We start from the raw sequence: 25,260 nt of genomic DNA, 5'->3' as shown, positions 1-25,260 counted from the left end.
CGCCGGTGCGCTATTCCCCAGGACACGGGGAGCCACTCGGCGGGGCCCGGTCGCAGCGGCGGGTGCCCGGGTGAGGATCAGGCGCTGATCAGGCCCGTGCCGAGCAGCACGAACACCACCGCACCCAGCAGCACGCGGTACCACACGAACAGGTTGTAGCTGCGCTCGGAGATGTAGTGCATGAACCAGCCGATGATCAGGTAGCCCACCACGAACGCGATCACGGTGGCCACGGCCGTCTGGCCCATGGTGTAGACCCCACCGGCCTCCTCACCGCTGACCGCCTTGTAGAGCTGGTACAGCCCGGAGGAGAACACCGCGGGGATCGCCAGCAGGAACGCGTAGCGCGCGGCTGCGGCACGCGTGTAGCCCATCAACAGACCGGCGGTGATGGTGCCGCCGGAGCGGGAGACCCCCGGGATCAGGGCGAGCGCCTGCGCGAAGCCGTAGCCCACGGCGTGCTTGAGGTTCAGGTCCTCCAGGTGGCGCTCCTGCTTGCCCACCCGGTCCGCGACGGCCAGGAAGAGACCGAAGACCACGAGCATCGTGGCCGTGATCCACAGCGAGCGGAACTGCGTCTCGATGTAGTCCTGCAGCAGCAGCCCGAGCACCGCGATGGGCAGCGAGCCCAGGATGATGAACCACCCCATGCGGGCGTCCGGATCGCTGCGGTCCACCCTGCCGGTCAGCGACAGCGCCCACTGCTTGATGATGCGCACGATGTCCCGCCAGAAGAAGATGATCACGGCGGTCTCCGTGCCCAGCTGGGTGATCGCGGTGAAGGTCGCGCCGGGGTCCGCGCCGTTCGGCAGGAACTCGCCCACGATCCGCAGGTGCGCGGAGGAGGAGACGGGGAGGAATTCTGTCAGGCCCTGCACCAGGCCCAGGATTATCGCTTCGATCCAGTTCACGCGACAACTGTACGGCACCCCCTCCGGGCCTCCCCCGCCCCCCGGCCTGAGAGCACTCTGGGCACCCACCGCGCGCCGGATCCGCACGCTGGATCCCCGCCGAGGTCACAGGTGGGGATCACAGGCGGGGCCACAGGCGGCGGGGGCCACAGGCGGGAGCGTGGCCGCGGCGTCGTCGGCGGAAAACCGGGGCGGCTGCACGGGGAAACGCACGAGGGCCCCCACCAGCGGTGGGGGCCCTCGTCGATCCGGTGTGCCGGGCGCGTCAGCGGCGCTCGCGCGACCCGTTGGAGGAGTCTGCGGAGGAGTCGTCGTCCTCGTCGTAGTCGTCCTCGTCCACGAGGTCCTCGTCCAGCATCTCGTTGTCCTCGAGGAGGTCGTCCTCCTCGTCGTCCTCCTCGTCGTCCTCGTCGTCGTAGTCGTCGTCCGAGTCGTCGTCGTCCGCGAAGACGGTGAGGGGGGTGACCTCGTCGTAGGCGTCGTAGAGCGCCTCCTCGTAGGCCTCGAACGAGTTCGCGATGGCCAGGTAGGCCCCGTCCACCGAGGGGTCGTCGTCCGAGCGGCGGTTGGCCGCGGCGGCGAGGTGTTCTTCGAGGGCGTTGACGAGAGCTTGCAGGGCGGCGCGGGGATCGGTGCTCATGGTGTAGACGTTAGCCGGTATCGGAGCAGAATGGGTAGCGATGAAAGAACAACGTCTGAAGCACAGTTCGGTGTCCGGCCACCCCACCATGACCGGACGCGACGAGCGCTACGAGTACCTCTCGCTGACCGTGGCGCCCCGCGAGAAGATTGCCGAGGCCCGCACCCGCGTCAAGGAGCACGCGGAGTACGGCAAGTGGGAGCTCATGCGCTCCGCGGTGCTCTACGGGGGTGCCCGGCGCTACGTGCTGCGCCGGCGCATCATGCGGGTGGACCGCACGCTCTGACGCGGGGGCTCAGCCGGAGACGGGCCCGAGCAGGGAGGTCGCCGTGGCGGAGAGCACCGACTCCGGGTCCGAGGGGTGGTACAGCCCCGCGAGCACGTCCCGGTAGAGGCGCTCCAGCTCCGAGCCGCTGCGGTACTGGGATCCTCCGGAGGCGCGCAGGGCGAGGTCCACGACCTCCCGGGCGGACTCGGTGGCACGGTGCTTGACGCCGGAGAAGAGGATGAACCAGCGCGGTCCGTGTCCGGGGTCCCGCTCGGAGCCCAGGGCGTCCACGTCCGCGGCGAGCTGCCGCAGCTGCAGCTCCACGCCGTCCCGCAGCACCCCGGCCCGGGCGATGTGGCGGCGGATGTCCGGATCGTCCGAGTACGGGGCGCCCTTGGCGAGCGAGCGGCGGGCGGTGGTGATCTCGACCGCCACCTGGATGGCCCGGTCCGCAATGCCCGTGTAGACGGCCGCCAGCAGCAGCTCGAAGCACCCGAAGATCCCCCACACCACCGGGTCCGGGTTGGGGCCCACCGGCGTGGTGGTCAGCAGGTCCTCCCGCCGTAGCAGGGCACCATCCAGCACGGTGGTGCAGGACTGCGAGCCCCGCATGCCCAGGGCGTCCCAGTCCTGACGGACCTCCACGCCGGGCACCGCGGTGGTGTGCTCCGCCCGGGTGAGGAAGCCGACGACGAGCTGCGCGGCGTCGTCGTCCCCCTCCGTGCGCGCGTGGACCAGGAGGCGCGTCCACCGCGGGGACAGGGACGTGAAGATCTTGGTGCCGTAGAGCCGCCAGCCCTCGGGGGCGTCGTGCGCGCGGGTGGTGGCGTCGAAGAGCACGGAGTCGTTGCCGGCCTCAGAGATGCCGAACGCGAAGACCTCCCCGGCCACCGCGTCCTCGAAGATCCGCCGGGCGCGCTCGTCCCCGCGCAGGTGCAGGGTGTGTCCGATCCCCACGATGACGTGGTGCATGTTGATGCCCAGAGCCGTGGCGGGCGCCGCGGTGGCGAGCCGGCGCTGGGCCGCCACGGCCTGCTCCAGGGTGAAGCCCAGGCCGCCGAACTCCGTGGGCACGAGCATCCGCAGGTAGCCGACCTCGCGTAGGGCCTCGAAGTCCTCGTCGAAGAACCGGTTCTCGCGGTCCACCGTGGCCGCCCGGCCCCGGATCTGCTCGAGCAGCTCGTCCGGCAGCAGCTCGGTGACGGCATTCATGTCGGGTTCCTTCCGTGGGGTGCGTCCGGGACAGGGTGCTCGGACAGTGTGGGCACGACGACGCCGCGCGGCTCAGTAGTTGCGGAGCAGCTCAGTAGTTGCGCAGCAGCCGGTCGAGCACGCGGGAACCGAACTCCAGCGAGGACACGGGGACCCGCTCGTCCACGCCGTGGAACATGCCCGTGAAGTCCAGCTCCGAGGGCAGCTGCAGGGGGACGAAGCCGTAGCCCGAGATGCCCAGGCGGGACAGGGACTTGTTGTCCGTGCCGGCCCCGAGCATGTAGGGAAGCACCACGGCCTCCGGGTCCTCAGCGGTGAGCGCGTCCACCATGGCGTCCACGACCGTGCCGGAGAACGGGACCTCCAGGGCGATGTCCTCGAACTCGGTCTCGAAACGCACCTTCTCCCCGGCGAGCTCCTGCAGCTTGGCGCGCACGAACTCCTCCTGCTCGGGCAGGAACCGCACGTCCAGGGACCCCTGCGCGGAACCGGGGATCACGTTCGTCTTGTAGCCGCCGTCCAGCCGGGTGGGGTTGGACGTGTTCTGCAGGGTGGCCCCCACGAACCGCGAGACCGCCCCGAGCTCCTTCAGCAGCCGCTGGGGGTTCTCGGGGTCGAACTCCACGCCGGTGAGCTCGGTGACCTCGTCCAGGAACGCGCGCGTGGTCTTGGTCAGCTCCACGGGCCACGTGTACTCGCCGATGTTCGCCATCGCGCGGGAGAGGTTCGTGATCGCGTTGTCCTCGTGCAGCCCGGAGCCGTGCCCCGCCTGGCCCTCGGCGATCAGCCGCAGCCACATGAAGCCCTTCTCCGCGGTCTGCAGCAGGTACGCCCGGCGGCCCCCGATGTCCGCGGAGAAGCCGCCCACCTCGCTCAGGGCGTCCGTGACGCCCTCGAAGACCTCCGGGTGCTCCTGGACCATGTACTTGGAGCCGTAGCGCATCCCGGCCTCCTCGTCCGCGAAGAACCCGAAGAGGATGTCACGCTTCGGCCGCGTTCCGGTGCGGCGCATGTGGCGCAGCACCGAGAGCATCATGGCGTCCATGTCCTTCATGTCCACGGCGCCGCGGCCCCAGATCATCCCGTCCTTGACCTCCGCGGCGAACGGGTCCACGGACCACTCCTGCGCCATGGCCGGCACCACGTCCAGGTGGCCGTGGACCATCAGGGCGTCCGCCGAGGGGTCCGAGCCCTCGATGCGGGTGAAGACGTTTGCCCGGCCGGGGGCGGACTCGAAATACTGCGCCTCCAGGCCCACCTCCTCGATCAGCCCGGCCACGTACTCGGCGGCCGCCCGCTCGCCCTCGGCCTCCCCGCTCGCGTAGTTGGAGGTGTCGAAGCGGATCAGTTCCCGGCAGATCCGGGCGGTCTCCCCCTCGGGAGAGGAATCGCCTGCGGGGCTGGTGCTGGCTGCCGAGGGTGCTCCGGTGTTCTCGCTCATGGTTCTCGTCTCTCGTCGCTGTCTCTCGTCGCCGCGGTGGGCCTGCTCTCCACGGTAGTCCCCGCGTGGACTTGCAGGGGTTCTCCGCTACTCTGAATGACGGATGCACCCGTGTTCACCCCTGACCCGTGGAAGGCCGTCATGACTGGAAATATCACGCTGATCGCCCGTACCGCGCCCAGCTCCCGCGAGGTCACGGCCACGAGCCGCGCCGTGACGGAGGCGGACACCGCCGAGCTCGCCCGCCTGTTCCTGGAGGCCTACGGTTCCAAGATCTCCGGCACCGCCGAGGACGCCGAGCGCATGATCCGCGGCGCGTTCCAGGGGGACTTCGGCCCCTTCCTGAGCCGGGAGTCGCAGCTGATCGAGGACGAGAACGGCACCCCCGTGGCCGCCGCCGTGGTGCTGGAGCGGCGCAAGGACCGCACCCTCCCGGAGGTCCCCTACCTCTTCGAGCTCTTCACTGCTTCCTCCCACCGCCGCCGCGGCTACGCGGAGCAGCTCGTGCGCCAGGTCATGGCCTCGCTGCACGAGAGCGGCTACGAGGAGGTCTGCGTGCGCATACCGGAGGACAACGCCGCCGCGCTCGCCCTGTACCTCACGCTGGACTTCAACCGCTGGTCTCCCGAGCAGGACGAGTTCTAGCTCTCAGCACCCCTGGCACACGCCCGGGTCGCGACGTCGTAGCCCACGACGGCGGCCCGGGCGTCGTCGTGTCCTGGGCGGGTAGGGTACCGCGCAGGCTGAGCCCGAGGCCGGTCGCTGTCAGCGCGTGCCCTGCCCTGCGCGGGCCACGACCGGCCCGGATCGCGGTCAGCGCAGGTCGAGCTCCGCGGCCAGCGGCGGCTGCTGCGTGGTGTCCGTGCGGGATGCCCAGCGCACGGTGACCTCCACGACCCGCAGGTTCTCCGGATCGTGGGTGTCCGTGGACCCCGGGTGCTGCGCGGCGAGCGCCTCGGTGGCGGGGGCGGCGTCCGAGCCCTCCAGGACCCGCGCCTCGCCCTCGAGCTGCACCTCGTGGGCTCCGTCCTGCACCAGGACCATAGACACGCGGGGATCCGAGGTGATGTTGGTGAACTTGCGGGACTGCGCGTTGGTGCCGAAGACGATCTTCCCGGCATCCGTGGCCGCGACGAGCACGTAGGCGGACTCCGGGGCTCCCGTGCCGCTGTTGCTCGCGACCACCGCCCCGCCGGTGCCGCGGACGAAGTCCACCAACCAGCGTGCGTCCTCGGTCAGGGTGTTGCCCAGTTCCACCATCGTCGTCCCCCGGTGCTCGTGAGTGTCCGGTGGTTCTCCCACCACGTCCCACTGTAGGGGCGGGCGCCGGAGCCGTCACGGGGTGCCGCGCCGGGCAGTGGTGCCCTGGCGTCAGAGCAGGGTCTCGAGGGGTTTCACCAGTCGGGGCCCCGTCGAGGAGACCGATCCCACGTCCGTGGTCACGGGGTGCATCCGCCACTCGGCGGCGACCTCCAGCGACTCGGCAACGGCCCGCTCCACGAGCGCCGCGGCGAGCGCCTTGTCCTTCTCCGGGGCGATCCACTCGCGAGCGAAGTCCGTGGTCATGCCCATCGGCAGGCGATTGTGCAGGGCGCCGAGCTGCGCCAGGTGGGGGTTCTCGTCCCCCGGGGAGGGTGCCTCGCGCGTGAGGATCGAGCAGGAGAGCAGCCAGTGTCCCGCGGTGCCGTCGTTCCCGGCGTTCTTCCCGGCCCGTGTCTGTCCCTCGCGCACCGCGTCTGAGGCGTCTTCCGGGATGCGCCACCATTCGTAGATCCCTGCGAACCAGATCTCGGACCCGTCCTGCGGGTGGACGAAGTACGGCTGCTTGCGCCCCTTGCCCGTCTCCGGGGCTTTCCACTCGTAGTACCCGTCCGCGGGGATCGCGCACCGGCGGGCGGCCACGGCGGAGCGAAACGACGGCTTCTCGGTGACCGTCTCGGAGCGGGCGTTGAACATCTTGGAGCCGATCGAGATCTCCTTGGCCCACGACGGGACCAGACCCCACCTCGCCGCGTGCAGCTCGGTGACCAGCTGCCCGTCCTCGGACAGGCGCTCCAGCAGGACGGGCACGGTGTGGGTGGGTGCCACGTTCCAGTTGGGCCCCACGGCGTCGCCCACCGAGTCGTCCACCCGGGCGTCGAAGGGCAGGGCCAGCTGGCCCGGGGTCCTGGCAATCACATAGCGGCCGCACACGGTGTGCTCCTCTCCTGGCGGGTGCTCACCGTTCGTCGCCCCCGACGACCGGCCCGTAGCCCATGTAGGCGGAGTAGCGGCCGTAGACGTCGAGCAGCGCCTCCTCGACCTCGGCCACGGTGGTTCCGGGGCGGACATCAGCCACGCACCCGGCGGTGCTCGGCTCCCACGGCACGTCGAGTGCCGCGTAGACGTCCTCCAGCACGCCGCGAAGCGGTTCGGCCTCCTCGACCACGAGCACCGTGGAGAAGTACCAGGCCCCGGCCACCACGCGCTGGGCGGTGCCGGCGAGTTTGACGGGACGCCGGGGATCCTCGGCCGTGCCCGGCGCGTGCACGCTGTACTCCCCCGCGCAGTACTCCCCCGGGATCTCCCCCACCTGGGCGGGGACCTCCAGCTCCTCGAGGGCCGCGACGACCATGTCCCCGAACAGCCGGTAGCGGTCCTGGATGCCGGTCCTCGGGTCCGGGTCCGGCTCCACGTGGTCGATCACCAGGCAGCCCCCGTGGTAGGCGGCCGCGCGTCCACCCACGCGGCGCACGAGCGGGGTGAACGCGGCGTCGACGGCGGCCTGCCGGGCGCGCGCGAAGCCCGGGTTGAGCTCGTCGCGGCGTCCGAAGGCCACCGTGGGGCGCGGCTGGTAGACGCGCAGCACCGGTTCGGTGGCGCCCCCGCGGGTGGCGTCGAGGATGGCGAGTGCGCGGCGGTAGTCCTGCTCCGCGCCCAGGGATTCGCGCTGACGTATGAGTTTCATGCTGGCGCCAACTCTAGTCGAGGGCGCCGACGCCCACACGGCCGCCCAGCACCGGCTCAACCGTGCGCGCCGCGGACGGCGCACCGTTGTTCTCACCGGACCTCGCGCACGACTCAGATCCCGCACACGCTCCCGCACGCGGCGGGGCGCGACGACGCCGAGCGCTTCAGACGCCGGACGGAGCCAACTGCTCCCGGGACCGCTGTGCTCCGGTTCCCTGGGTGGCGGGCTGCTGCTGGGCCGGGGCCGCCACGCGCGGAACCGCGGTCGCCGGACCGTGGGCCGCCGCGGCGACGAGCGCGGTCTTCAGCAGGTGAGGGTCATCGAGCAGGTCACGGGACTGGTTGAGCGAAGCGAGCACCGTACACGTCATGGTCACGCCTCCGCGCGGGACGAAACGGTTGACGCGGCGCACTGCCGCGTTCCAGCGCCTGCGCTGGTCCCGGGTGAGCTCGTGGCCCCCCAGCTCGTCGAGCCAGGCGCGGGCGCCCACGCACACGCGGGTGACGAGCTCGCGCTCGAACGCCTCCACGGATCCGGTGCCGCCCATCACCCTGTTCAATGCCGTGAGTTCCGCGACGGACACCGCCGCCTTCACGGTTGCTGCAGCACGAGTCATGTCCTTCAAGCCCCCTGTGAAGATCTCTTCCACGGTGGCGGCGCGCGCCGCCTCCCCGGTTGTCGATCGTGCCCCCATGAACCTCACGATCCCCCCGGATCGGCTGCGAGTTCACGGGGAACCTCCCCTTGTGCTGCCAGTCTAGGACTGCGCGCGTGGCGGTTACAGTCGCACATTGGGGGACGGGGGATGCACCTGTCCCCCGGTCTGGAGTGGCGTGGCCGCGCGGACCGCGACGGCGGCGCGACGTCGGCGACGCGCCGCACCCAGGACCGCACGCCACCTCAGGTACGCGGCAGGCCCGGGACCCGCGCGTTGTGCGGATCCCGGGCCCGGTGGCGCCCGCGCGTCAGCTCAGAGGCTCAGGGACGGCTCAGAAGTCCCAGTCCTCGTCCTCGGTGTTCACGGCCTTGCCGATCACGTAGGAGGAGCCCGAGCCGGAGAAGAAGTCGTGGTTCTCGTCCGCGTTCGGGGACAGCGAGGAGAGGATCGCCGGGGAGACGTCCGTCATCTCGCGCGGGAACAGCGCCTCGTAGCCCAGGTTGTTCAGCGCCTTGTTGGCGTTGTAGTGCAGGAACTTCTTGACGTCCTCGGTCCAGCCCACGGAGTCGTAGAGCGCCTCCGCGTAGGCGACCTCGTTGTCGTAGAGCTCGTCCAGCAGGTCGTACGTGTAGTCCTTCAGCTCCTGCTGGCGCTCCGGGGTCTCCTGCAGCAGGCCCTTCTGGTACTTGTAGCCGATGTAGTAGCCGTGCACGGCCTCGTCGCGGATGATCAGGCGGATCAGGTCCGCGGTGTTCGTCAGCTTGGCGTGCGAGGAGAAGTACATGGGCAGGTAGAAGCCCGAGTAGAAGAGGAACGACTCCAGCAGCGTGGAGGCAACCTTCTTCTTCAGGGGGTCCTCCCCCTTGTAGTAGCTCAGCACGATCTCGGCCTTGCGCTGCAGGTACTCGTTCTCACGGGACCAGCGGAACGCCTCGTCGATCTGCTTCATGGAGGACAGCGTGGAGAAGATGGACGAGTAGGACTTTGCGTGCACCGACTCCATGAACGCGATGTTGGTGTACACCGCCTCCTCGTGCAGCGTCTTGGCGTCGGGGATGAGCGAGACGGCGCCCACGGTGCCCTGGATGGTGTCCAGCAGTGTCAGGCCCGTGAACACCTTCATGGTCAGGTCCTGCTCCTCGGCGGTGAGGGTCTTCCAGGACTGGACGTCGTTGGACAGCGGCACCTTCTCGGGGAGCCAGAAGTTGCTGGTCAGGCGGTCCCAGACCTCGGTGTCCTTCTCGTCCTGAACCCGATTCCAGTTGATGGCCTCTGCCGGGTGGCGGAGCAGTTCGACCTGTTCGGTGGTCATGGCGGCGCAGACTCCTTCGTAGCTGACTGTGCCCCGGTGCGCACGTGGGAAGACCGCCCCGCAGTCTCGTACCACAAGGGGTTGGCGGGGGCCGTGCCAGGGGATCTCCCAGCGTACTCCACCCGCGCGCGGGCCCCTGCTGCGTTTCCGCCGACGGTGCCAGGGCTGTTTTCTGACGGCGAACGGCCCCTCGCACGTCTTCCCTCGTGGCGCCCCCCCCACCGTGCAGGATGAGTCACATGCCGACCCGGTACCGGGCTGGTGACTCAAGCGAAAGGAATCAGATCATGCCTGATCTCGGAGGACTCGCGGACAAGGCCAAGGACATGGCCGGAGACCACCAGGACAAGGTCAACGAGGGCATCGACAAGGCCGGAGACGCCGTCGACGACAAGACCGGCGGCAAGTTCGAGGGCCAGGTCGACCAGGGCCAGGACGCCGTGCGCGACCGCCTGGGCGGCAACGAGTAGTCGTTCCCCCCACAGACCACGACGGCGCCCCGTCCACTGCGGGGCGCCGTTCGTCGTGGTCACCGGCAGTTCCGGGGTCTCAGGCCTCGTCCGCCTCGCGGGCCAGGGCGGTGAGGCGGGACACGGCGCGGTAGTACTTCTTCTGGTACCCGCCGGCCATCATCTCCTCGGTGAAGACCTGGTCGAACGGGACGCCTGTGGAGAGGATGGGCAGGTCCCGGTCGTAGAGGCGGTCGGCGAGCACCACGAAGCGCAGCGCCACGGCCTGCTGGTCGATCGTGCGCACCCCGCGCCACGCGATGGCGTCCAGGTCCTGGATCAGCGCCCGGTAGCGGGAGGGGTGCACGCGGGAGAGCTGGTCCACCAGCGCGTCGAAGTCGTCCAGCGCCACCCGCCTGCCCGGGAAGTGCTCCTCGATCGCGGCGTCGAGCGCGGCGTCGTCGGCCAGGGGCGACGGCGCCTGGGGCAGCCCGCGGTGGCGGTAGTCCTCGCCGTCCACCCGGACCACCTCGAACTGCGAGGAGAGCACCTGGATCTCGCGCTGGAAGTCCTGCGCCGCGAAGCGCCCCTCCCCCAGCGATCCCGGCAGCGTGTTTGACGTCGCGGCGAGCTTCACACCGGCATCCGCGAGCTCGCGCATCAGCCGGGACATCAGCACGGTGTCCCCGGGGTCGTCCAGCTCGAACTCGTCGATGCACACGAGCGAGTACTCCTTCAGGGCGTCCACCGTGCGGCGGAACGTCAGCGCACCCACGAGGTTGGTGTACTCCACGAACGTGCCGAACGCCTTGGGCCCGGGCACCGCGTGCCACAGGGACGCGAGCAGGTGGGTCTTGCCCACGCCGAACCCGCCGTCCAGGTAGATGCCCTGTGCGGACGTCGCCGCCTTCGACCCGCCGAAGAGCTTCGAGAAGAACCCGCCGCCGCCCTGGCCGCCGCGCCCCGAGACGCCCGCGGCGAAGGCCTTGAGCTTCTGCACCGCCTCCGCCTGGGTGGGCTGGGAGGGGTCCGGGCGGTAGGTGTCGAAGGAGACTTCACCGAAGCGCTCAGAGGGCCGGAAGCCGTCGAGCAGTTCTTCGGCCGAGACCCGCGGGTTGCGGTCGACCAGGTGTTCGATCTGAGTGCTCACGTTCCGGGACCTCCCGACCTGCTCCCCCGCGCACCCCGGGCTCGGGGTCCTGCGGGCAGCTGGTCCTGTGCGTAGACGGCTGGCGGGAGCACGGGCACGCACCCCCTTCTGCCCCCGATGCTACCGGTCAGCCCGTGGTGAACACGGCCCGGGCTGTGACGGGGCAGTCACCGCCCGGTATGCACGGCCCGCGGGCTCACCACTACGCTGGAGGCAGAGAGGACGCGCGGCCCGCCGTGCGCCGCAACCGTGACAGCACCAGGACAAGGAGAGGTCTCAATGGCTGTAAGAGCAGAGCAGAACGAGGTGTTCGCGCAGTACGCGCACCCCGAGCGGCTGGTGTCCACCGAGTGGGTGGCCGAGAACGTCGGGGCCCCGGGCGTCGTCGTCGTCGAGTCGGACGAGGACGTCCTGCTGTACGAGACCGGGCACGTCCCCGGTGCCGTGAAGATCGACTGGCACACAGACCTCAACGAGCCGGACACGCGCGACTACGTGGACGGAGAGCAGTTCGCCGAGCTGATGTCCCGCAAGGGCATCGGCCGCGACGACACCGTGGTGATCTACGGGGACAAGTCCAACTGGTGGGCCGCCTACGCCCTGTGGGTCTTCACCCTCTTCGGCCACCCGGACGTCCGCCTCATGGACGGTGGCCGCGACAAGTGGATCGCCGAGGGCCGCGAGCTGACCACGGACGCCACCGAGGTCACCCCTGCCGAGTACCCCGTGGTCGAGCGGGACGACGCCCCCATCCGCGCCTACCGCGAGGACGTCCTGGCCGCGCTCGGCACGACTCCCCTGATCGACGTCCGCTCCCCCCAGGAGTACACGGGCGAGCGCACCCACATGCCGGACTACCCCCAGGAGGGCACGCTGCGCGGCGGGCACATCCCCACCGCGGCCTCCGTCCCCTGGGCCCGCGCCGCCGCCGAGGACGGCACGTTCAAGTCCCGCGAGGAGCTCGAGGCCATCTACCGCGACGAGGTCGGCCTGCAGCCGGGTGACGACGTGATCGCGTACTGCCGCATCGGCGAGCGCTCCTCCCACACCTGGTTCGTGCTCACCCACCTGCTGGGCTACGAGAACGTCCGCAACTACGACGGTTCCTGGACCGAGTGGGGCAATGCCGTGCGCGTGCCCGTGGCCCAGGGCGAGGAGCGCGGCGAAGCCCCGGGGTCTGCCCGGTGAGCGCGCAGGACCTTCCGGAGCAGCTCCAGGAGCTCGTGAGCGAGTTCAACGAGGTCCCCGAGCCGGACAAGCTGCAGCTGCTGCTCGAGTTCTCCCGCTCCCTCCCGGAGCTGCCCGCCCGCCTGGGCGAGCACCCCGAGGAGCTGGAACAGGTCACGGAGTGCCAGTCGCCCCTGTTCCTCGCGGTCGAGGTGGGCGACGGCGACGACGCCCCGGTCAGCCTGTTCTTCTCGGCACCGGCCGAGGCCCCCACCACCCGGGGCTTCGCCTCGATCCTGCACGAGGGCCTCAACGGGCTGCCCGCGGCCCAGGTGCTCGAGGTCCCGGACGACCTCCCGGAGCGCTTCGGGCTGACCCGGCTCGTGTCCCCCCTGCGGATGCGCGGGATGTCCGCGATGCTCGGGCGCATCAAGCGCCAGATCACCGCCCGCCAGGCGGTCTGAGCCGGGCGGCGCTGACCACACGGCACGCGCGGTGCGCGGGACTCCGGTCCCGAGCACCGCGCGTTTCGCATGCCGGGGGCGGCTCAGCGATGTGAGCGGATCAGTGATGTAGGCGGTTCAGGGATGTGAGTCGAGCCACGTCGAACTGCGCCCCTTCGAACCCCGTTGCTACGGGCCGGGGCGCTGGGTGCCAGAGTGCTGGGCGCCGGGGTTACTGCGGGCCGGGGTACTGCGGGCCGGAGCGCTGTGAACCGAGATGCTGGGGCAGCCACTTCTCGATGGCCCGCTCGTAGCGCTTGCGGTCGATGTTCCACTCCTTGGTGTGCCGCGCGCCGGTGAACCCCACGAAGTCCACGAGCGAGCTCCTGTCCGCAAGCTTCACGGACCCGGCCACGGGCACCACCTCGTCGTCCGTGGAGTGCAGGATCAGGGTGGGCGTGGCGATGTCCTCCCAGCGGGAGAGCCAGTCGAGGGCGTGCAGGTCCAGGGGTGCGGCCAGCCCGGTGATGCGCGGGCCCAGCCGGTGGGAGATCATATCCGCGGCCATCCGCCCCACGCGCCGGGGCACCCGGTGCACCTTCGTCTGGTGGGCCAGCAGCTCGTACCAGTCCACCACCGGGCCGGTGAGCACCAGAGCGCGCAGCCGGTCGCGGTGCTCGGTGAGCTCGGCGGTGCGCAGCACGATGGCCCCGCCCATGGACCAGCCGAACAGCACGACGTCCATGGCCCCGTGCTCCAGCGCGTAGCGGATGCCCGCCTGGACGTCCTCCCACTCGGTGAACCCGAGCCCGTAGCGGTGGTCCGGGGTGGCCGGCGCCTCGCCGTCGTTGCGGTAGGACAGCAGCAGGCTGTGCAGCCCGAGCCGGCGGGCCACCCGGGCGCCACGGATGCACTCCGCGCGCTGGGCCCCGCGGCCGTGGACCATCACGGCCCACGTGCCGGCGCGGGCGGCGTCGTCCACCTCCGCGGGCACGAACCACGCCGGCGCCGCGCCCAGCGGGGTGGGGATCTGCACGTCCTCGTACGGCAGACCCGCGTCCGACGGACGGGCGTAGACCGTGCCGGTCCACCAGCCCCGCGCGCCCACGCTGAGCTCGCCGCTGTACACGCGCTCCACCAGGCGGGTCACGGTGCCGCCGGTCTGGCGCACGACGAAGCCGATCCTGGCCAGGCCCCGGCCCTCGTCGAAGCGCAGCGCGTAGGTCCCCGCGACGCGGGTGTCCGGCGTGGCCGGCAGGGTCACGAGGTCCTGGCCCGAGTTCGGGTCCTTCTCGAGCTTGAGCACCGTGACGTTGCCGGGACGGGTGGAGGGGGTCACCACGTGGCGGGCGACGAGTGCGGCCACGCCGCCGGACAGCGCGAAGGTGGCCGACGCCGCGCCCACGCTCGCGGCGGCACCCACCAGGGCGCCGTGGCGCCACGCGCGCGCGTCCGTGCCGGGGCGGGGGGAGGTCTCGGAAGCCATGGCGTCATTGTGACACGCGGGCATAACGGCGACGTCGTCGTCGTTGGACACCACGGGAAGAACCGAGACCGAGCAGCAGGAGGCACCACCGTGGATCCCCGGACCCAGCAGCAGGACACCGACGGCCGAGGCGAGGACCGGGCCCTGAGCCCCGAGGCCGCCGCCGCGCGCACCGACGCGCAGTGGCGTCAGGTGCTCAACCCCCTGGAGTACCAGGTGCTGCGCCAGGCCGGCACCGAACGCCCTCACACCGGAGAGTACGTGGATACCACCACGGAGGGGGTGTACGAGTGCCGGGCGTGCGGCGCGGAGCTGTTCCGCTCCGAGACCAAGTTCGCCGCCCACTGCGGCTGGCCCTCGTTCTTCGCCCCGCTGGCCGAGGACCGGGTGCGCTACATCGAGGACACCACCATGGGCATGAAGCGCGTGGAGGTCCGCTGCGCCACGTGCGACTCCCACCTGGGCCACGTCTTCGAGGGCGAGGGCTACGGCACGCCCACGGACCTGCGGTACTGCATGAACTCCGTGTCGCTGCGCCTGGTTCCCGCCGAGGGAGCCGCAGGCTCGGACGCGACGGTGTGAGCACGCCGTCGTGAGCGGAGCTGCCCGGTGCGCGGCCGACATGCGGGCGCGACACGACGCCAAAGGCGCCGCGTTTCGTAACGCTGTGGTTACTGTGACGTTGTGGGAGCGGTAACCGAGTTGAACAGCACTCCGGACGTGTTCCGCGCGGTCGTGCAGGCCCTCGAGAGCGCCCGCTTCCGCCCGGAGGTCGCGCTCAGCCGGATTGCTCCCCCGCGCGGTCTCGCGCCCCACGCCATCTCCTTCGCCGCCGAGGTGGGCCACGGCCTGCACCGGCGCCTCACCCACCCGGAGGAACCCCGCACCGCCCGCGAGGCACCGGCCTCGGGACGGTTCGTGGTGCTCTACGACGAGTCCTGCCCCCAGCCGTGGCAGGGACCGTTCCGGATCGTGAGCTGGTTCCGCTCCCGCCTGGACGCGGAGATGGGCCGCGACGAGCTGCTCCCGGACGTGAGCTGGTCCTGGCTCACGGACACCCTAGGAGAGCACGGCGCACGGTTCACCGCCGAGGGCGGCACCGCCGCACGCACCGTCGAACGCCACTACGGCAGCCTGACCGACCAGGCGGACGTGGCCCAGGTGGAGGTCAGGGCCTCCTGGACACCCGTGCCGCACGGCGGACCCCAGCACTGGGCGCACACGCACCTCAACGCGTGGGCCCAGGTGCTGTGCACCGCCGCGGGGCTGCCGCCGCACCACGAGGGCGTCGCCTACCTGTAGGTCCGCCCCGCACCCCATCCGACCCGGTCGCGGAGAACCTCCGCGTCCCCCGATCCGCCGTTCGAGGAACACCCATCAGCAGCAACGCCAACGATCCCTCACCCGCCCGCCAGCCGGGCCCGCCCGACGTCATCGTGCCCGGGTTCGAGGACTTCGACATCCCAGCGACCGTGCACCTCAACGGACCCGCGGAGGGCCTGCCGCGCGTCGTGGACACCGCCCGTGGCCTCGCCCGCGCCGCCGAGCAGCTCGCGGCGGCCACCGGGCCCGTGGCCGTGGACACCGAGCGCGCCTCCGGCTTCCGCTACGGCCAGCGCGCGTTCCTCGTGCAGCTGCGCCGGGAGGGCGCGGGCACCATCCTCATCGACCCCGAGGCCGTGGGGTCCCTCGCCAGCGTGGACGAGTCGCTGCGCGGCGTCGAGTGGGTGCTGCACGCGGCCACCCAGGACATGCCGTGCCTCGCCGAGCTGGACATGCGACCCGACCGGCTCTTCGACACCGAGCTCGGCGGGCGTCTGCTCGGGCTGCGGAAGGTGGGCCTGGCCTCGATGACCGAGGAGCTGCTCGGGTTCACGCTGTCCAAGGAGCACTCCGCGGTGGACTGGTCGCGCCGGCCCCTGCCCGTGGACTGGCTGAACTACGCGGCCCTGGACGTGGAGGTCCTGGTGCAGCTGCGCTGGGCCACCGAGGAGCGGCTGGCCCAGGCCGGGAAGCTGGACTGGGCGCTTGAGGAGTTCGAGCACGTCCGCACCGCTCCCCCGCCACCCCCGCGCCAGGACCCGTGGCGCCGCACGCACGGCATGGGCAACGTGCGCGGACGGCGGAAGCTGACCGCCCTGCGCAATCTGTGGCAGGCCCGCGAGAACCTGGCCCGCCACAAGGACCTCGCCCCCACGCGGCTGCTGCCCGACTCCGCGCTCGTGGCCGCCGCCAACGCCATGCCCCGCACGGTGCCCCAGCTGCTGGGGACCCCCGGCTTCCACGGGCGCCAGGCGGAGCGGGAGGCCACCCGGTGGCTCACGGCCGTCCAGGAGGCGCGGCTGGCCGAGGAGCCCGTGCCCGCCACCGTCCCCTCCAACACCCTGCCGCCGGTCAAGGCGTGGGAGACCAAGCGCCCGGAGGCCGCCGCGCGGCTCGCGGTGGTCAAGCCGGCCGTCGCGCACCTCGCGGAGGAGCTGGAGCTGCCCACGGAGAACCTGCTGACGCCGGAGCACCTGCGCCGCTTCTGCTGGCAGCCGCCGCGCTCCACGTCCGACGACGCCGTGGCGGAGCGGCTGCGCGAGCTCGGCGCCCGCGAGTGGCAGATCCGGCACGTGGCACCCGTGATCGGCGCCGAGTGGCGGGCCCTGCGCTCACAGCGGCGCTCCGAGAAGTCGGTGGACGCGCAGGACTGACCCCGCTGCGCGCAGCCCGACGCGACGGCGTCGTCGGCGCCGCATGGTCGGTACCGCGTCATCGAGACCGGACCGGGGCCCGTACTGCCGTACCGGGGAACGGAACCGGAGTGCCGACGCTGGGTTCCTCGGACACCGGTCCCGCGGTGACGGCTACCACCGGCACGGCACCCGGCACGGCACCCGGCACGGCACCCGGCACGGCACCCGGCACGGCACCCGGCACGGCACCCGGCACGGCAGTGGCCGCGCACCCCGAGGGGTGCGCGGCCACTGTGCTCCCGCCAGAGCCCTCACGGGAACTCGCACGGGAACCTTCACCGTGCCGCCCGCGGACGGCACGGTGGGTGGGTCAGTTCTTCATGTCCTTGGCATCCGGAGCGGGGTGCGCCGGCTCCATGTCCACCTCGTCCTCGGTGGTCGCGGGCTCGGGCAGCTCGGCGCCGGAGTCCTTCGAGGACTTCTCCTGCGCCTTGTCCTTGACCTCCTGCGCCTTCTGCTGCGCGGTCTGAGAACCCTGGGCGGCCTTGTCCTTGACGGTGGCCGCACCCTCCTGGGCCTTGTCCTTGACCGCGGCGGCACCGTCCGAGGCCTTCGCGCCCACGGTCTCGGCGGCCTTCTGGGCGCTCTCCGCGAGCTTCTCGCCCACCACGGGCACCTCGGACTTGACCCAGTCCGTGCCCTCGGAGACCTTGGACTGGACCTTCGGGTCGTTCCAGGTGTTCAGGGCGCTCTCGCGCAGGGACTCGTAGCTCTTCCGCCCGGACGCGGAGCCGACCACGAAGCCGATCCCGAAACCGGCCACAAATGCAAGACGCTTGATCATGGGGCGTTCCTTCCGTTCACGCGGGTCGAGGGGACTCGGCCCGATCCTGATCACCATGGTACTGACAGTTCCCCCCGCAAGGGCCCCCGCGCCGCTGCAAATCCACCGGGCCGTGCAGATCTAGGATGGACGCGTCCGCGCACCAGGAGGAGCACCACCATGACGGCATCCCACCACCACCACGACAGCAGCGACCAGCAGGAGTTCGAGGAGGAGGCTCCTCCCGTGGCCTCCCGACGCCGCGTGGTCGGCGCGGTGGGGCTCGCCGCCGTGGGCGCCGCGGCCCTGAGTGCGTGCGGTTCCGGATCCGGCGGCGGCTCGAACGCCGCGGACGCTCCCGCGGCTCCGGCCACCCCCACGGACGTGGCCGCCACCGAGGACATCCCGGTCGGCACGGGTGTGAAGGTGGACAAGGACGGCGTCCAGGCCGTGGTCGGCCAGCCCAGCAAGGGGACCTTCACGGCTTTCTCCCCCGTGTGCCCGCACCAGGGGTGCCAGGTCAACCCCTCCGGGGACACCTACGTGTGCCCGTGCCACAGCTCCGTGTTCGACATGAGCAGCGGTGACGTCACCGCCGGACCGGCCACCACCGGGCTGACGTCCTACCCGGTGTCGGTCCGCAACGGCCGGGTGGTCGTCGGCTGAGCGCCGCACGCCAGCCCTGGTGCCGGGCGTCAACCCTGGCGGTGCGCGCCAGTCCTGGCGGTGTGCCTTAGTCCTCGCGGGCCCCCCGTCCTAGCGCGGCGTTCGAGTCCCGGCCGGTGTTCTTGTCCTGACGTGGTGCCCTCGTTCTCCTGGCCAGAGACGTCGAGTGATTTGCCGTTGGGGCAAGTTCACTTGCTGGTTCCACACGTGTCCTGGTTCCCTGGAGGCTCATCGTCGGTCGGGAGGGGTGCAAGATGAAGGGTTCAGCGAGTCGGGTCGTTCAGGGTGTTGTCGTGGGGGTCGGCGCGACGGCAGTGATGGACCTGACGGCGGAGGTGCTGCGGAGGACTCGTGGCACTCGCTCGCTGGATTACGCTTTGGTGGGCCGCTGACTCGGGCACATGGCCGCTGGTCGATTTCGACATGAGTCGATCATGACCGCCGAACCTGTTCCAGGTGAGAGGGCCCTGGGCTGGGGTGCCCACTACGCAATGGGTTCTGGCTTCGCGCTGGCCTTGGCGTTCGCCGACTCGGAATGGCTCGATGATCCGCGGTTCGTGCTGGCTGTCTCAATGGGGCTGGCGACGGTGGCGGCCCCGTGGTTCCTGGTGCAGCCGGCGTTCGGTTTCGGCGTGGCGGCATCGAAGACTCCCAGCCCGTCGCAGGCGTGGCTCGGCAGTCTGCGGGCCCACGGCGCCTACGGGGTCGGCCCGTGGCTCTCGGGCGAGGCACTCAAGCAGATCCGGCAGCGCATCACGGCGTGCCATCGCCCGCTGAGGGGTAGGCGACGTGGACGCGCTGCCCTTGAAGGCCCAACAGGCTGAGGATCTCGACCGGTCCGCGTCCGGTGCTGCCAAACCAGTGAGCGGTGCGCTTGTCGAACTCTGCCGCCTGGCCGGGCAGCAGAACCGAGTCGTGGTCACCCACGATCAGCCGCAGTTCGCCAGTCAAGACGTGCATCCATTCGTGCCCCTCGTGCCGCGTCGGCTTCGGCGTGTCCTTCGCGGCGGGGATGATCATTTTGAGTGCCTGTTGGGGGCCGGGAATGTGCGTCAACGGGATCACCGTCATTCCGTTGCGGCGGACCGGCCGGGGGTGGACCCGCGGGTCCCCCAGCGGGGGCGCTCCGACGAGGTCGTCGAGCGACAGCCCGAACGTCCGAGCCAGCGGCAGCAGCAGTTCCAGAGTCGGTTTGCGACCGCCAGATTCCAACCGGGACAGGGTCGAGACGGAGATTCCCATCATTCGTGACAGCTGATCCAGAGTCACGCCGCGAGCGGACCGGACGCTGCGCAGGCGTCGTCCCACGCCCCCGAGAACGTCTTCCATGGCCTACTCGCACTTCCAGCAGAGGGGTCTGCTGCCACACGCGAACGCCGCGCTGACTCCACGCCATCGTCTCAAAGTTGCCGAAGCCGAGCCTCGAGGCGAGCTCGACGGATGGTTGCACTACTTCAACCGGCACCGGCCCCACACCGCGTGCGGCAATCAGCCGCCCTTCCCGCGCTTGACCGACCTCCCCGGCCGGTGCACCTAGTCCTGGCGGCGCGTCTCGGCGGCCGCGCCGCGGGGTGCGGCAGCGGCGTCGTCGGCCACGGGGCGGGCGTAGGGCACCTTGGTGCCCAGCACGGACGCGAGAGTGTCCTGGGCAATCCGCTGGGCGGTGACGCCCGTGCGCTGCAGGATCTGGTCCCTGCTCGCGTGATCGAGGAACTCCGTGGGCAGGCCCACCTCGTTCAGGGCCGTGTCGACACCGCGGGCGCGCATCTTCTGACGGATCAGGGAACCAATGCCCCCGGAGCGCACACCGTCCTCGATGACCACCACGATCCTGTGTGCCGCCGCGGTGTCCACCACGGACTCGGCCACGGGGAGCACCCAGCGGGGATCGAGCACCGTGGAGGACACGCCGTGCGCCGCGAGCCGCTCGGAGACCTCCAGCGCCGTGGTGCACATGGCGCCCACACCCACCAGAAGCACGTCCCGGTCGCGGCCGTCCGCCCCGGTGCCCTCCCCGTTGCGCGCCAGGACGTCCACGCCGTCGTCGAAGCGTTCGAGGGCGGGCAGGGGCTGGCCCACCGCGCCCTTCGGGTAGCGCACGACAGTGGGGGCATCGTCGACAGCCACCGCCTCTCGCAGCTCCTCAACCATCGTGGCCTCGTCCCGGGGTGCGGCCAGGTGCAGGCCGGGAACGATCTGCAGCAGCGCGAGATCCCACATGCCGTGGTGGCTGGGGCCGTCCGGGCCCGTGACGCCCGCGCGGTCCAGGACCACGGTCACGCCGGCGCGGTGCAGCGCGACGTCCATGAGCAGCTGGTCGAAGCCGCGGTTGAGGAACGTGGCGTAGAGGCCCACCACCGGGTGCAGACCGCTGAAGGCCATGCCCGCGGCCATCGTCAGGGCGTGCTGCTCAGCAATCCCCACGTCCACCACGCGCTCGGGGTGCGCGGCCTGCATCTTCTGCAGGCCCATGGGAATGAGCATGGCACCGGTGACGCCCACGACGTCCTCGCGCTCGTCCGCGATCCTCGCGATCTCGTCCCGGAAGACATGTGTCCAGGTGCGGGCGGTGGACGTGCCCTCGGGCTTGCCCGTGGCGGGGTCGATGATGGGCACGGAGTGGAACTGGTCGTTCTCGTCCAGGCGCGCGGGCAGGTAGCCGTGACCCTTCTCCGTGATGGCGTGGACGATCACCGGGCCGCCGTAGTTGCGGGCGTTGGTCAACGCCTGCTCCATGGCCTGCTGGTCGTGGCCGTCCACAGGACCCACGTACTTCATGCCGAGGTCCTCGAAGATCCCCTGCTGGACCACTACGTCCTTGATGCCCTGCTTCATGCCGTGCAGCCCGCGGTAGACGGCCTGGCCCAGGTGCCCCGACCCCGAGAGCAGCTGCCGGGCCTTCTCGAGGGTCTGCTCGTAGCGGCGGTCCGTTCGCATCGCGTCCACGCCCTGCTGCACGCTGGCCTGCAGCTCCTTGAGGTGGTTCGCAAAACCGCCCACGGTCGGGGCGTAGGAGCGGCCGTTGTCGTTGACTACGATCACCACCTTGCGGTGGCGGTCGGAGGCGATGTTGTTGACCGCCTCCCACGCCATGCCACCGGTCAGGGCACCGTCGCCGATTACCGCCACGGCGTGTCTGTCCTGCTGTCCCGTGAGCGCGTACCCGCGGGAGATTCCGTCCGCCCAGGACAGGGACGACGACGCGTGGGAGGACTCCACGATGTCGTGCTGCGACTCGACCCGGGATGGATAGCCCGCCAGCCCGCCCTGCTGGCGCAGCGTGGAAAAGTCCTGGCGGCCCGTGAGCAGCTTGTGCACGTAGGACTGGTGCCCGGTGTCGAAGACGATCGAGTCCTTCGGGGAGGAGAACACCCGGTGCACGGCCAGGGTGAGCTCGACAACGCCCAGGTTGGGTCCCAGGTGCCCGCCCGTCGCGGAGACGTGGGTGATCAGGAACGCCCGGATTTCCTCGGCCAGCTGCGCCATGGCCGCGGCGTCCAGGCCCTTCAGGTCCTCGGGTCCCTCGATGCTCTCCAGAAGCGTCATGGCCTGCTCTCCGTGGGTGTCTCGTGGTGCTCGGGCCCGGAGAACGGGCGAGCGGCCCGCCGGGGCTCACCCATGGGCCCGAAATGCTCCGTCCGATCCTACTCGCCCGCCCCGCGGGTGCGTGAACGGGCAGACGCCGCCGGCCGGTGACCTGAAGGTCACCGGCCGGCGGCGTTCTCGTGCTGGCAGCGCCTACTTGGCGATCTGACGCAGCACGTACTGCAGGATGCCGCCGTTGCGGTAGTAGTCGGCCTCACCCGGGGTGTCGATGCGCAGCACGGCGTCGAACTCCACGGTGGAGCCGTCCTCCTTTGCGGCGGTGACCTTCAGGGTCTTGGGGGTGGTGCCGTCGTTGAGGGCGGTCACCCCTTCGATCGAGAAGGTTTCTGTGCCGTCCAGGCCCAGCGAGTCGGCGGACTCGCCCTCGGGGAACTGCAGGGGCAGCACGCCCATGCCGATCAGGTTGGAGCGGTGGATGCGCTCGTAGGACTGCGCGATCACCGCGCGGACGCCGAGCAGCGAGGTGCCCTTTGCCGCCCAGTCGCGCGAGGAGCCGGAACCGTACTCCTTGCCGCCGAGCACCACCAGGGGCACGCCGGCCTCCTGGTAGTTCATCGCGGCGTCGTACACTGCGGCCTGGGGGCCGCCGTCCTGGGTGAAGTCGCGGGTGAAGCCGCCCTCCACGCCGTCCAGGAGCTGGTTCTTGATGCGGATGTTCGCAAACGTGCCGCGGATCATGACCTCGTGGTTGCCACGGCGGGAGCCGTAGGAGTTGAAGTCCTTGCGCGCCACGCCGTGCTCGATCAGGTAGCGGCCCGCGGGGGTGTCGCTCTTGAACGAACCGGCCGGGGAGATGTGGTCCGTGGTCACGGAGTCGCCCAGCTTGAGCAGCACGCGCGCACCCTCGATGTCCTTCACCGGGGTGGGCTCCATGCTCATGCCCTCGAAGTACGGTGGCTTGCGCACGTAGGTGGACTCGGGATCCCACTGGAACACGTCACCCGTGGGGGTGTCGAGGTTCCGCCAGCGTTCGTCGCCGTCGAAGATCGTGCTGTACTCGCGGTCGAACATCTCCGTGTCGATCGAGGCGTCGATGATCTTCTGGACCTCGGTGGGGTCCGGCCAGATGTCCTTGAGGAACACGTCCTTGCCATCCGCGTCCTGTCCCAGGGGCTCCTTCTCGAAGTCGAAGTCCATGGTCCCGGCCAGGGCGTAGGCGATGACCAGCGGCGGGGACGCCAGGTAGTTCATCTTCACGTCCGGGTTGATGCGGCCCTCGAAGTTGCGGTTGCCGGAGAGCACCGACGTGACCGAGAGGTCGTTGTCCTGGATGGCCTGGGAAATCTCGGACTCGAGCGGACCCGAGTTGCCGATGCACGTGGTGCAGCCGTAGCCCACGATGTAGAAGCCCAGCTCCTCCAGAGCGGGAACCAGACCGGACTTCTCGTAGTACTCGGTGACCACGCGGGAGCCGGGGGCGATCGAGGTCTTGACCCACGGCTTGGCCTTCAGACCCTTCTCCGTGGCGTTGCGCGCCAGCACGGCCGCCGCCATCATCACGGAGGGGTTGGAGGTGTTGGTGCACGAGGTGATCGAGGCGATCGACACGGCACCGTGGTCCAGCTCGAACTCGCGGCCGTCCGGCATGGACACGGGCACCGGGTTCTCCACGCGCTCGCGCAGCTGCTCGGCGGTGGTGGAACGAGGCTCGTGCTCCGGATCCTGCTCCTCCGAGGCGTCGTGCGAGGGGGCGTCCGAGGCCGGGAAGGACTCCACCACGTTGGCGTCCACCTCCACGTTCTCGTCCCGCACCACGTAGTTCACGAGGTCTTCGCGGAACTGCTCCTTGGAGCGGGTCAACTCAATGCGGTCCTGGGGGCGCTTCGGGCCGGAGATGGAGGGCACCACGGTGGAGAGGTCCAGCTCCAGGTACTCGGAGTAGCTGACCTCCTTGGCGGGGTCGTACCACATGCCCTGCTCCTTGGTGTACGCCTCGATCAAGGCGATCTGCTCCTCGGAGCGGCCCGTGAGCTCGAGGTAGTCAAGGGTGACCTGATCGATCGGGAAGATCGCGGCCGTGGAGCCGAACTCCGGGGACATGTTGCCGATCGTGGCGCGGTTGGCCAGCGGCACGGCCGCGACGCCCTCGCCGTAGAACTCCACGAACTTGCCCACCACACCGTGCTCGCGCAGCATCTCGGTGATCGTCAGCACCACGTCTGTGGCGGTGGCCCCCGCGGGAATCTCGCCGGTCAGCTTGAAGCCCACCACGCGCGGGATCAGCATGGAGATGGGCTGGCCCAGCATGGCCGCCTCGGCCTCGATGCCGCCCACCCCCCAGCCGAGCACACCGATGCCGTTCTCCATGGTGGTGTGGGAGTCGGTGCCCACGCAGGTGTCCGGGTACGCGCGCACGGTACCGTCCACCTCACGGGTCATCACCACGCGCGCCAGGTTCTCGATGTTGACCTGGTGCACGATGCCCATTCCGGGCGGCACCACCTTGAAGTCGTTGAACGCGGTCTGGCCCCAGCGAAGGAACTGGTAGCGCTCACCGTTGCGCTCGTACTCGATGTCCATGTTGCGCTCGATCGCATCTGCGGAGCCGAACGCGTCGATCTGCACGGAGTGGTCGATGACCAGCTCGGCAGGTGCCAGCGGGTTCACGCGGGAGGCGTCGCCGCCGAGGTCCGCGACGGCCTCGCGCATGGTGGCGAGGTCGACGATGCAGGGCACACCGGTGAAGTCCTGCATGATCACGCGACCAGGGGTGAACTGGATCTCCGTGTCAGGCTGGGCGTTGGGGTCCCAGTTGCCGAGCGCCTCGATGTGCTTGCTCGTGACGTTCGCACCGTCCTCGGTGCGCAGCAGGTTCTCGAGCAGGACCTTCAGGCTGTAGGGGAGCTTCTGTGCTCCCTCCACGGCGTTCAGTCGGAAAATTTCGTAGTCGGTGCCCTTGACGTTCAGTACGCCCTTGGCTCCAAAGCTGTCCACAGTCATGGTGTGGAACTCCTCTCGCCACCGTTGGTTTCGTTCGAGGCCCACGGCACACCACGGTGCACCGCACGCGAGGAACGGTCCCTGCCAGTGTAGCCCGTGCGGCACCGCCGACACCGCCAGCGCGGCGCGTGCCGCGGATGCTGGATGTACGCGGGTTCACACCGCGGGCGGAGTTCAGCCGTCGCGGCGCAGCAGCGCCACGGCCTCCACGTGGTGCGTGTTGGGATAGAGGTCGAAGGCCTCGACCCCGTCCACGCGCCAGCCCCGGCGGCGCAGCCTGCCGAGGTCCCGACCCAGCGCGGCGGGGTCGCACGCCACGTAGACGATGCGCCGCGGGGCGGCGTGGTCCACCGCGGCGAGCACGTCCTTGGCGGCACCGGCCCGCGGCGGGTCCATGACCACCACGTCCGGCCGAGCGGGCGTCGACCCGCCGGTACGACCGCCGGTGCGCCCACCGGGG

General features: G+C 70.5%; 25 protein-coding genes and 2 pseudogenes. 11 read left to right on the top strand and 16 right to left on the bottom strand.

From position 1 onward, the window contains the following. Positions 1-77 precede the first annotated feature (77 nt). Together D8M39_RS08100 and D8M39_RS08095 are read right to left on the bottom strand one after the other, a co-directional pair. Complete coding sequence (locus D8M39_RS08100) at positions 78-911, bottom strand: undecaprenyl-diphosphate phosphatase (protein WP_094393839.1); 834 nt, start codon at positions 909-911, stop codon at positions 78-80. Positions 912-1,176: 265 nt separating this feature from the next. Continuing rightward, positions 1,177-1,551: a primosomal protein gene (locus tag D8M39_RS08095; RefSeq protein WP_126874792.1), complete on the bottom strand. Its 375-nt coding sequence runs from the start codon at positions 1,549-1,551 to the stop codon at positions 1,177-1,179. Positions 1,552-1,591: 40 nt separating this feature from the next. Here D8M39_RS08095 and D8M39_RS08090 point away from each other — a divergent pair, with 40 nt between their 5' ends. Continuing rightward, positions 1,592-1,837 (top strand): DUF5703 family protein, encoded by a 246-nt coding sequence (locus D8M39_RS08090; protein WP_055084436.1) that lies wholly within the window; start codon positions 1,592-1,594, stop codon positions 1,835-1,837. A 9-nt stretch (positions 1,838-1,846) separates the two neighbouring features. Here D8M39_RS08090 and D8M39_RS08085 read toward each other — a convergent pair whose 3' ends face one another. Beyond that, entirely contained in the window at positions 1,847-3,031 is a 1,185-nt protein-coding gene (locus D8M39_RS08085; protein ID WP_055084437.1) for an acyl-CoA dehydrogenase family protein, read from the bottom strand. A gap of 91 nt (positions 3,032-3,122) precedes the next feature. Beyond that, positions 3,123-4,472 carry a M20/M25/M40 family metallo-hydrolase gene (locus tag D8M39_RS08080; protein ID WP_055084439.1) on the bottom strand — a complete coding sequence of 450 codons (1,350 nt, stop codon included), beginning with the start codon at positions 4,470-4,472 and terminating at the stop codon, positions 3,123-3,125. A 96-nt stretch (positions 4,473-4,568) separates the two neighbouring features. Here D8M39_RS08080 and D8M39_RS08075 point away from each other — a divergent pair, with 96 nt between their 5' ends. Further along, positions 4,569-5,117: a GNAT family N-acetyltransferase gene (locus D8M39_RS08075; RefSeq protein WP_238694021.1), complete on the top strand. Its 549-nt coding sequence runs from the start codon at positions 4,569-4,571 to the stop codon at positions 5,115-5,117. Between the two features lie 168 nt (positions 5,118-5,285). On the opposite strand, the gene D8M39_RS08070 is transcribed toward D8M39_RS08075, so the two are convergent. The 5 genes from D8M39_RS08070 to nrdF form a co-directional block, all read right to left on the bottom strand. Further along, the gene (locus D8M39_RS08070; RefSeq protein WP_238694020.1) at positions 5,286-5,774 is read right to left on the bottom strand and encodes a pyridoxamine 5'-phosphate oxidase family protein; all 489 of its coding nucleotides are present in this window, start codon (positions 5,772-5,774) and stop codon (positions 5,286-5,288) included. 69 nt (positions 5,775-5,843) lie between these two features. Continuing rightward, positions 5,844-6,665 carry an SOS response-associated peptidase gene (locus D8M39_RS08065; protein ID WP_055084443.1) on the bottom strand — a complete coding sequence of 274 codons (822 nt, stop codon included), beginning with the start codon at positions 6,663-6,665 and terminating at the stop codon, positions 5,844-5,846. 25 nt (positions 6,666-6,690) lie between these two features. Beyond that, a complete protein-coding gene (locus tag D8M39_RS08060; protein WP_126874790.1) occupies positions 6,691-7,419 on the bottom strand; it encodes a lipoate--protein ligase family protein in 729 nt (242 codons plus the stop codon). Between the two features lie 166 nt (positions 7,420-7,585). Next, positions 7,586-8,116 carry a hypothetical protein gene (locus D8M39_RS08055; protein ID WP_238694019.1) on the bottom strand — a complete coding sequence of 177 codons (531 nt, stop codon included), beginning with the start codon at positions 8,114-8,116 and terminating at the stop codon, positions 7,586-7,588. A gap of 295 nt (positions 8,117-8,411) precedes the next feature. After that, complete coding sequence (gene nrdF / locus D8M39_RS08050; RefSeq protein ID WP_126874789.1) at positions 8,412-9,392, bottom strand: class 1b ribonucleoside-diphosphate reductase subunit beta; 981 nt, start codon at positions 9,390-9,392, stop codon at positions 8,412-8,414. Positions 9,393-9,679: 287 nt separating this feature from the next. On the opposite strand from nrdF, the gene D8M39_RS08045 reads away from it, so the two are divergent. Further along, positions 9,680-9,862, top strand: coding sequence for an antitoxin (locus tag D8M39_RS08045; protein ID WP_055084450.1), 183 nt, complete (start codon positions 9,680-9,682; stop codon positions 9,860-9,862). Positions 9,863-9,941: 79 nt separating this feature from the next. Here the strand turns inward: D8M39_RS08045 and zapE are convergent, their stop codons facing one another. Further along, the gene (zapE, locus tag D8M39_RS08040; protein ID WP_094393828.1) at positions 9,942-10,991 is read right to left on the bottom strand and encodes a cell division protein ZapE; all 1,050 of its coding nucleotides are present in this window, start codon (positions 10,989-10,991) and stop codon (positions 9,942-9,944) included. 279 nt (positions 10,992-11,270) lie between these two features. Between zapE and D8M39_RS08035 the strand changes: the two genes are divergently transcribed. Both D8M39_RS08035 and D8M39_RS08030 read left to right on the top strand, forming a co-directional pair. Beyond that, on the top strand, positions 11,271-12,179 hold the full coding sequence (locus D8M39_RS08035; protein WP_055084455.1) for a sulfurtransferase: 909 nt from the start codon (positions 11,271-11,273) through the stop codon (positions 12,177-12,179). Then, entirely contained in the window at positions 12,176-12,622 is a 447-nt protein-coding gene (locus D8M39_RS08030) for a SufE family protein (protein ID WP_055084460.1), read from the top strand. Before D8M39_RS08035 ends, D8M39_RS08030 begins: the two co-directional genes overlap by 4 nt. A 211-nt stretch (positions 12,623-12,833) precedes the next feature. Here D8M39_RS08030 and D8M39_RS08025 read toward each other — a convergent pair whose 3' ends face one another. Further along, entirely contained in the window at positions 12,834-14,087 is a 1,254-nt protein-coding gene (locus tag D8M39_RS08025) for an alpha/beta hydrolase (protein WP_055084462.1), read from the bottom strand. Between the two features lie 144 nt (positions 14,088-14,231). On the opposite strand from D8M39_RS08025, the gene msrB reads away from it, so the two are divergent. The 3 genes from msrB to D8M39_RS08010 all read left to right on the top strand — a co-directional run bounded on the left by msrB (position 14,232) and on the right by D8M39_RS08010 (position 16,783). Then, the gene (gene msrB, locus D8M39_RS08020) at positions 14,232-14,669 is read left to right on the top strand and encodes a peptide-methionine (R)-S-oxide reductase MsrB (RefSeq protein ID WP_083482446.1); all 438 of its coding nucleotides are present in this window, start codon (positions 14,232-14,234) and stop codon (positions 14,667-14,669) included. 102 nt (positions 14,670-14,771) lie between these two features. After that, on the top strand, positions 14,772-15,389 hold the full coding sequence (locus D8M39_RS08015; RefSeq protein ID WP_055084466.1) for a DUF3000 domain-containing protein: 618 nt from the start codon (positions 14,772-14,774) through the stop codon (positions 15,387-15,389). A gap of 134 nt (positions 15,390-15,523) precedes the next feature. Then, positions 15,524-16,783, top strand: a complete 1,260-nt coding sequence (locus D8M39_RS08010) for an HRDC domain-containing protein (protein WP_232300289.1) — start codon at positions 15,524-15,526, stop codon at positions 16,781-16,783. A gap of 352 nt (positions 16,784-17,135) precedes the next feature. On the opposite strand, the gene D8M39_RS08000 is transcribed toward D8M39_RS08010, so the two are convergent. Continuing rightward, complete coding sequence (locus D8M39_RS08000) at positions 17,136-17,609, bottom strand: hypothetical protein (RefSeq protein ID WP_055084468.1); 474 nt, start codon at positions 17,607-17,609, stop codon at positions 17,136-17,138. A gap of 159 nt (positions 17,610-17,768) precedes the next feature. Here D8M39_RS08000 and D8M39_RS07995 point away from each other — a divergent pair, with 159 nt between their 5' ends. Both D8M39_RS07995 and D8M39_RS13220 read left to right on the top strand, forming a co-directional pair. After that, positions 17,769-18,254, top strand: coding sequence for a Rieske (2Fe-2S) protein (locus D8M39_RS07995; protein ID WP_083482439.1), 486 nt, complete (start codon positions 17,769-17,771; stop codon positions 18,252-18,254). A 401-nt stretch (positions 18,255-18,655) separates the two neighbouring features. Next, complete coding sequence (locus D8M39_RS13220; protein ID WP_371413770.1) at positions 18,656-19,078, top strand: DUF2938 family protein; 423 nt, start codon at positions 18,656-18,658, stop codon at positions 19,076-19,078. Here D8M39_RS13220 and D8M39_RS07985 read toward each other — a convergent pair. Continuing rightward, positions 19,008-19,583, bottom strand: coding sequence for a helix-turn-helix domain-containing protein (locus D8M39_RS07985; protein WP_055084470.1), 576 nt, complete (start codon positions 19,581-19,583; stop codon positions 19,008-19,010). The genes D8M39_RS13220 and D8M39_RS07985 overlap by 71 nt on opposite strands. 67 nt (positions 19,584-19,650) lie before the next feature. Between D8M39_RS07985 and D8M39_RS13215 the strand changes: the two are divergent. Continuing rightward, positions 19,651-19,791, top strand: a pseudogene (locus tag D8M39_RS13215) (IS481 family transposase); the annotation flags it as partial. Here D8M39_RS13215 and dxs read toward each other — a convergent pair. From dxs to D8M39_RS07965, 3 genes and pseudogenes are all read right to left on the bottom strand, one after another. Then, positions 19,788-21,800, bottom strand: a complete 2,013-nt coding sequence (dxs, locus tag D8M39_RS07975; RefSeq protein WP_055084471.1) for a 1-deoxy-D-xylulose-5-phosphate synthase — start codon at positions 21,798-21,800, stop codon at positions 19,788-19,790. The pseudogene D8M39_RS13215 and the gene dxs overlap by 4 nt on opposite strands. A gap of 192 nt (positions 21,801-21,992) precedes the next feature. After that, positions 21,993-24,800 carry an aconitate hydratase AcnA gene (gene acnA, locus D8M39_RS07970; protein ID WP_055084472.1) on the bottom strand — a complete coding sequence of 936 codons (2,808 nt, stop codon included), beginning with the start codon at positions 24,798-24,800 and terminating at the stop codon, positions 21,993-21,995. A gap of 174 nt (positions 24,801-24,974) precedes the next feature. Next, positions 24,975-25,260, bottom strand: a pseudogene (locus D8M39_RS07965) (class I SAM-dependent RNA methyltransferase); the annotation flags it as partial.

This window comes from Kocuria sp. HSID17590, from assembly GCF_003989485.1.
Classification (GTDB): Bacteria; Actinomycetota; Actinomycetes; order Actinomycetales; family Micrococcaceae; genus Kocuria; species Kocuria salsicia.
Note: the sequence above shows the minus strand (reverse complement) of the source record. Positions and strands in the feature narration are given on the sequence as shown.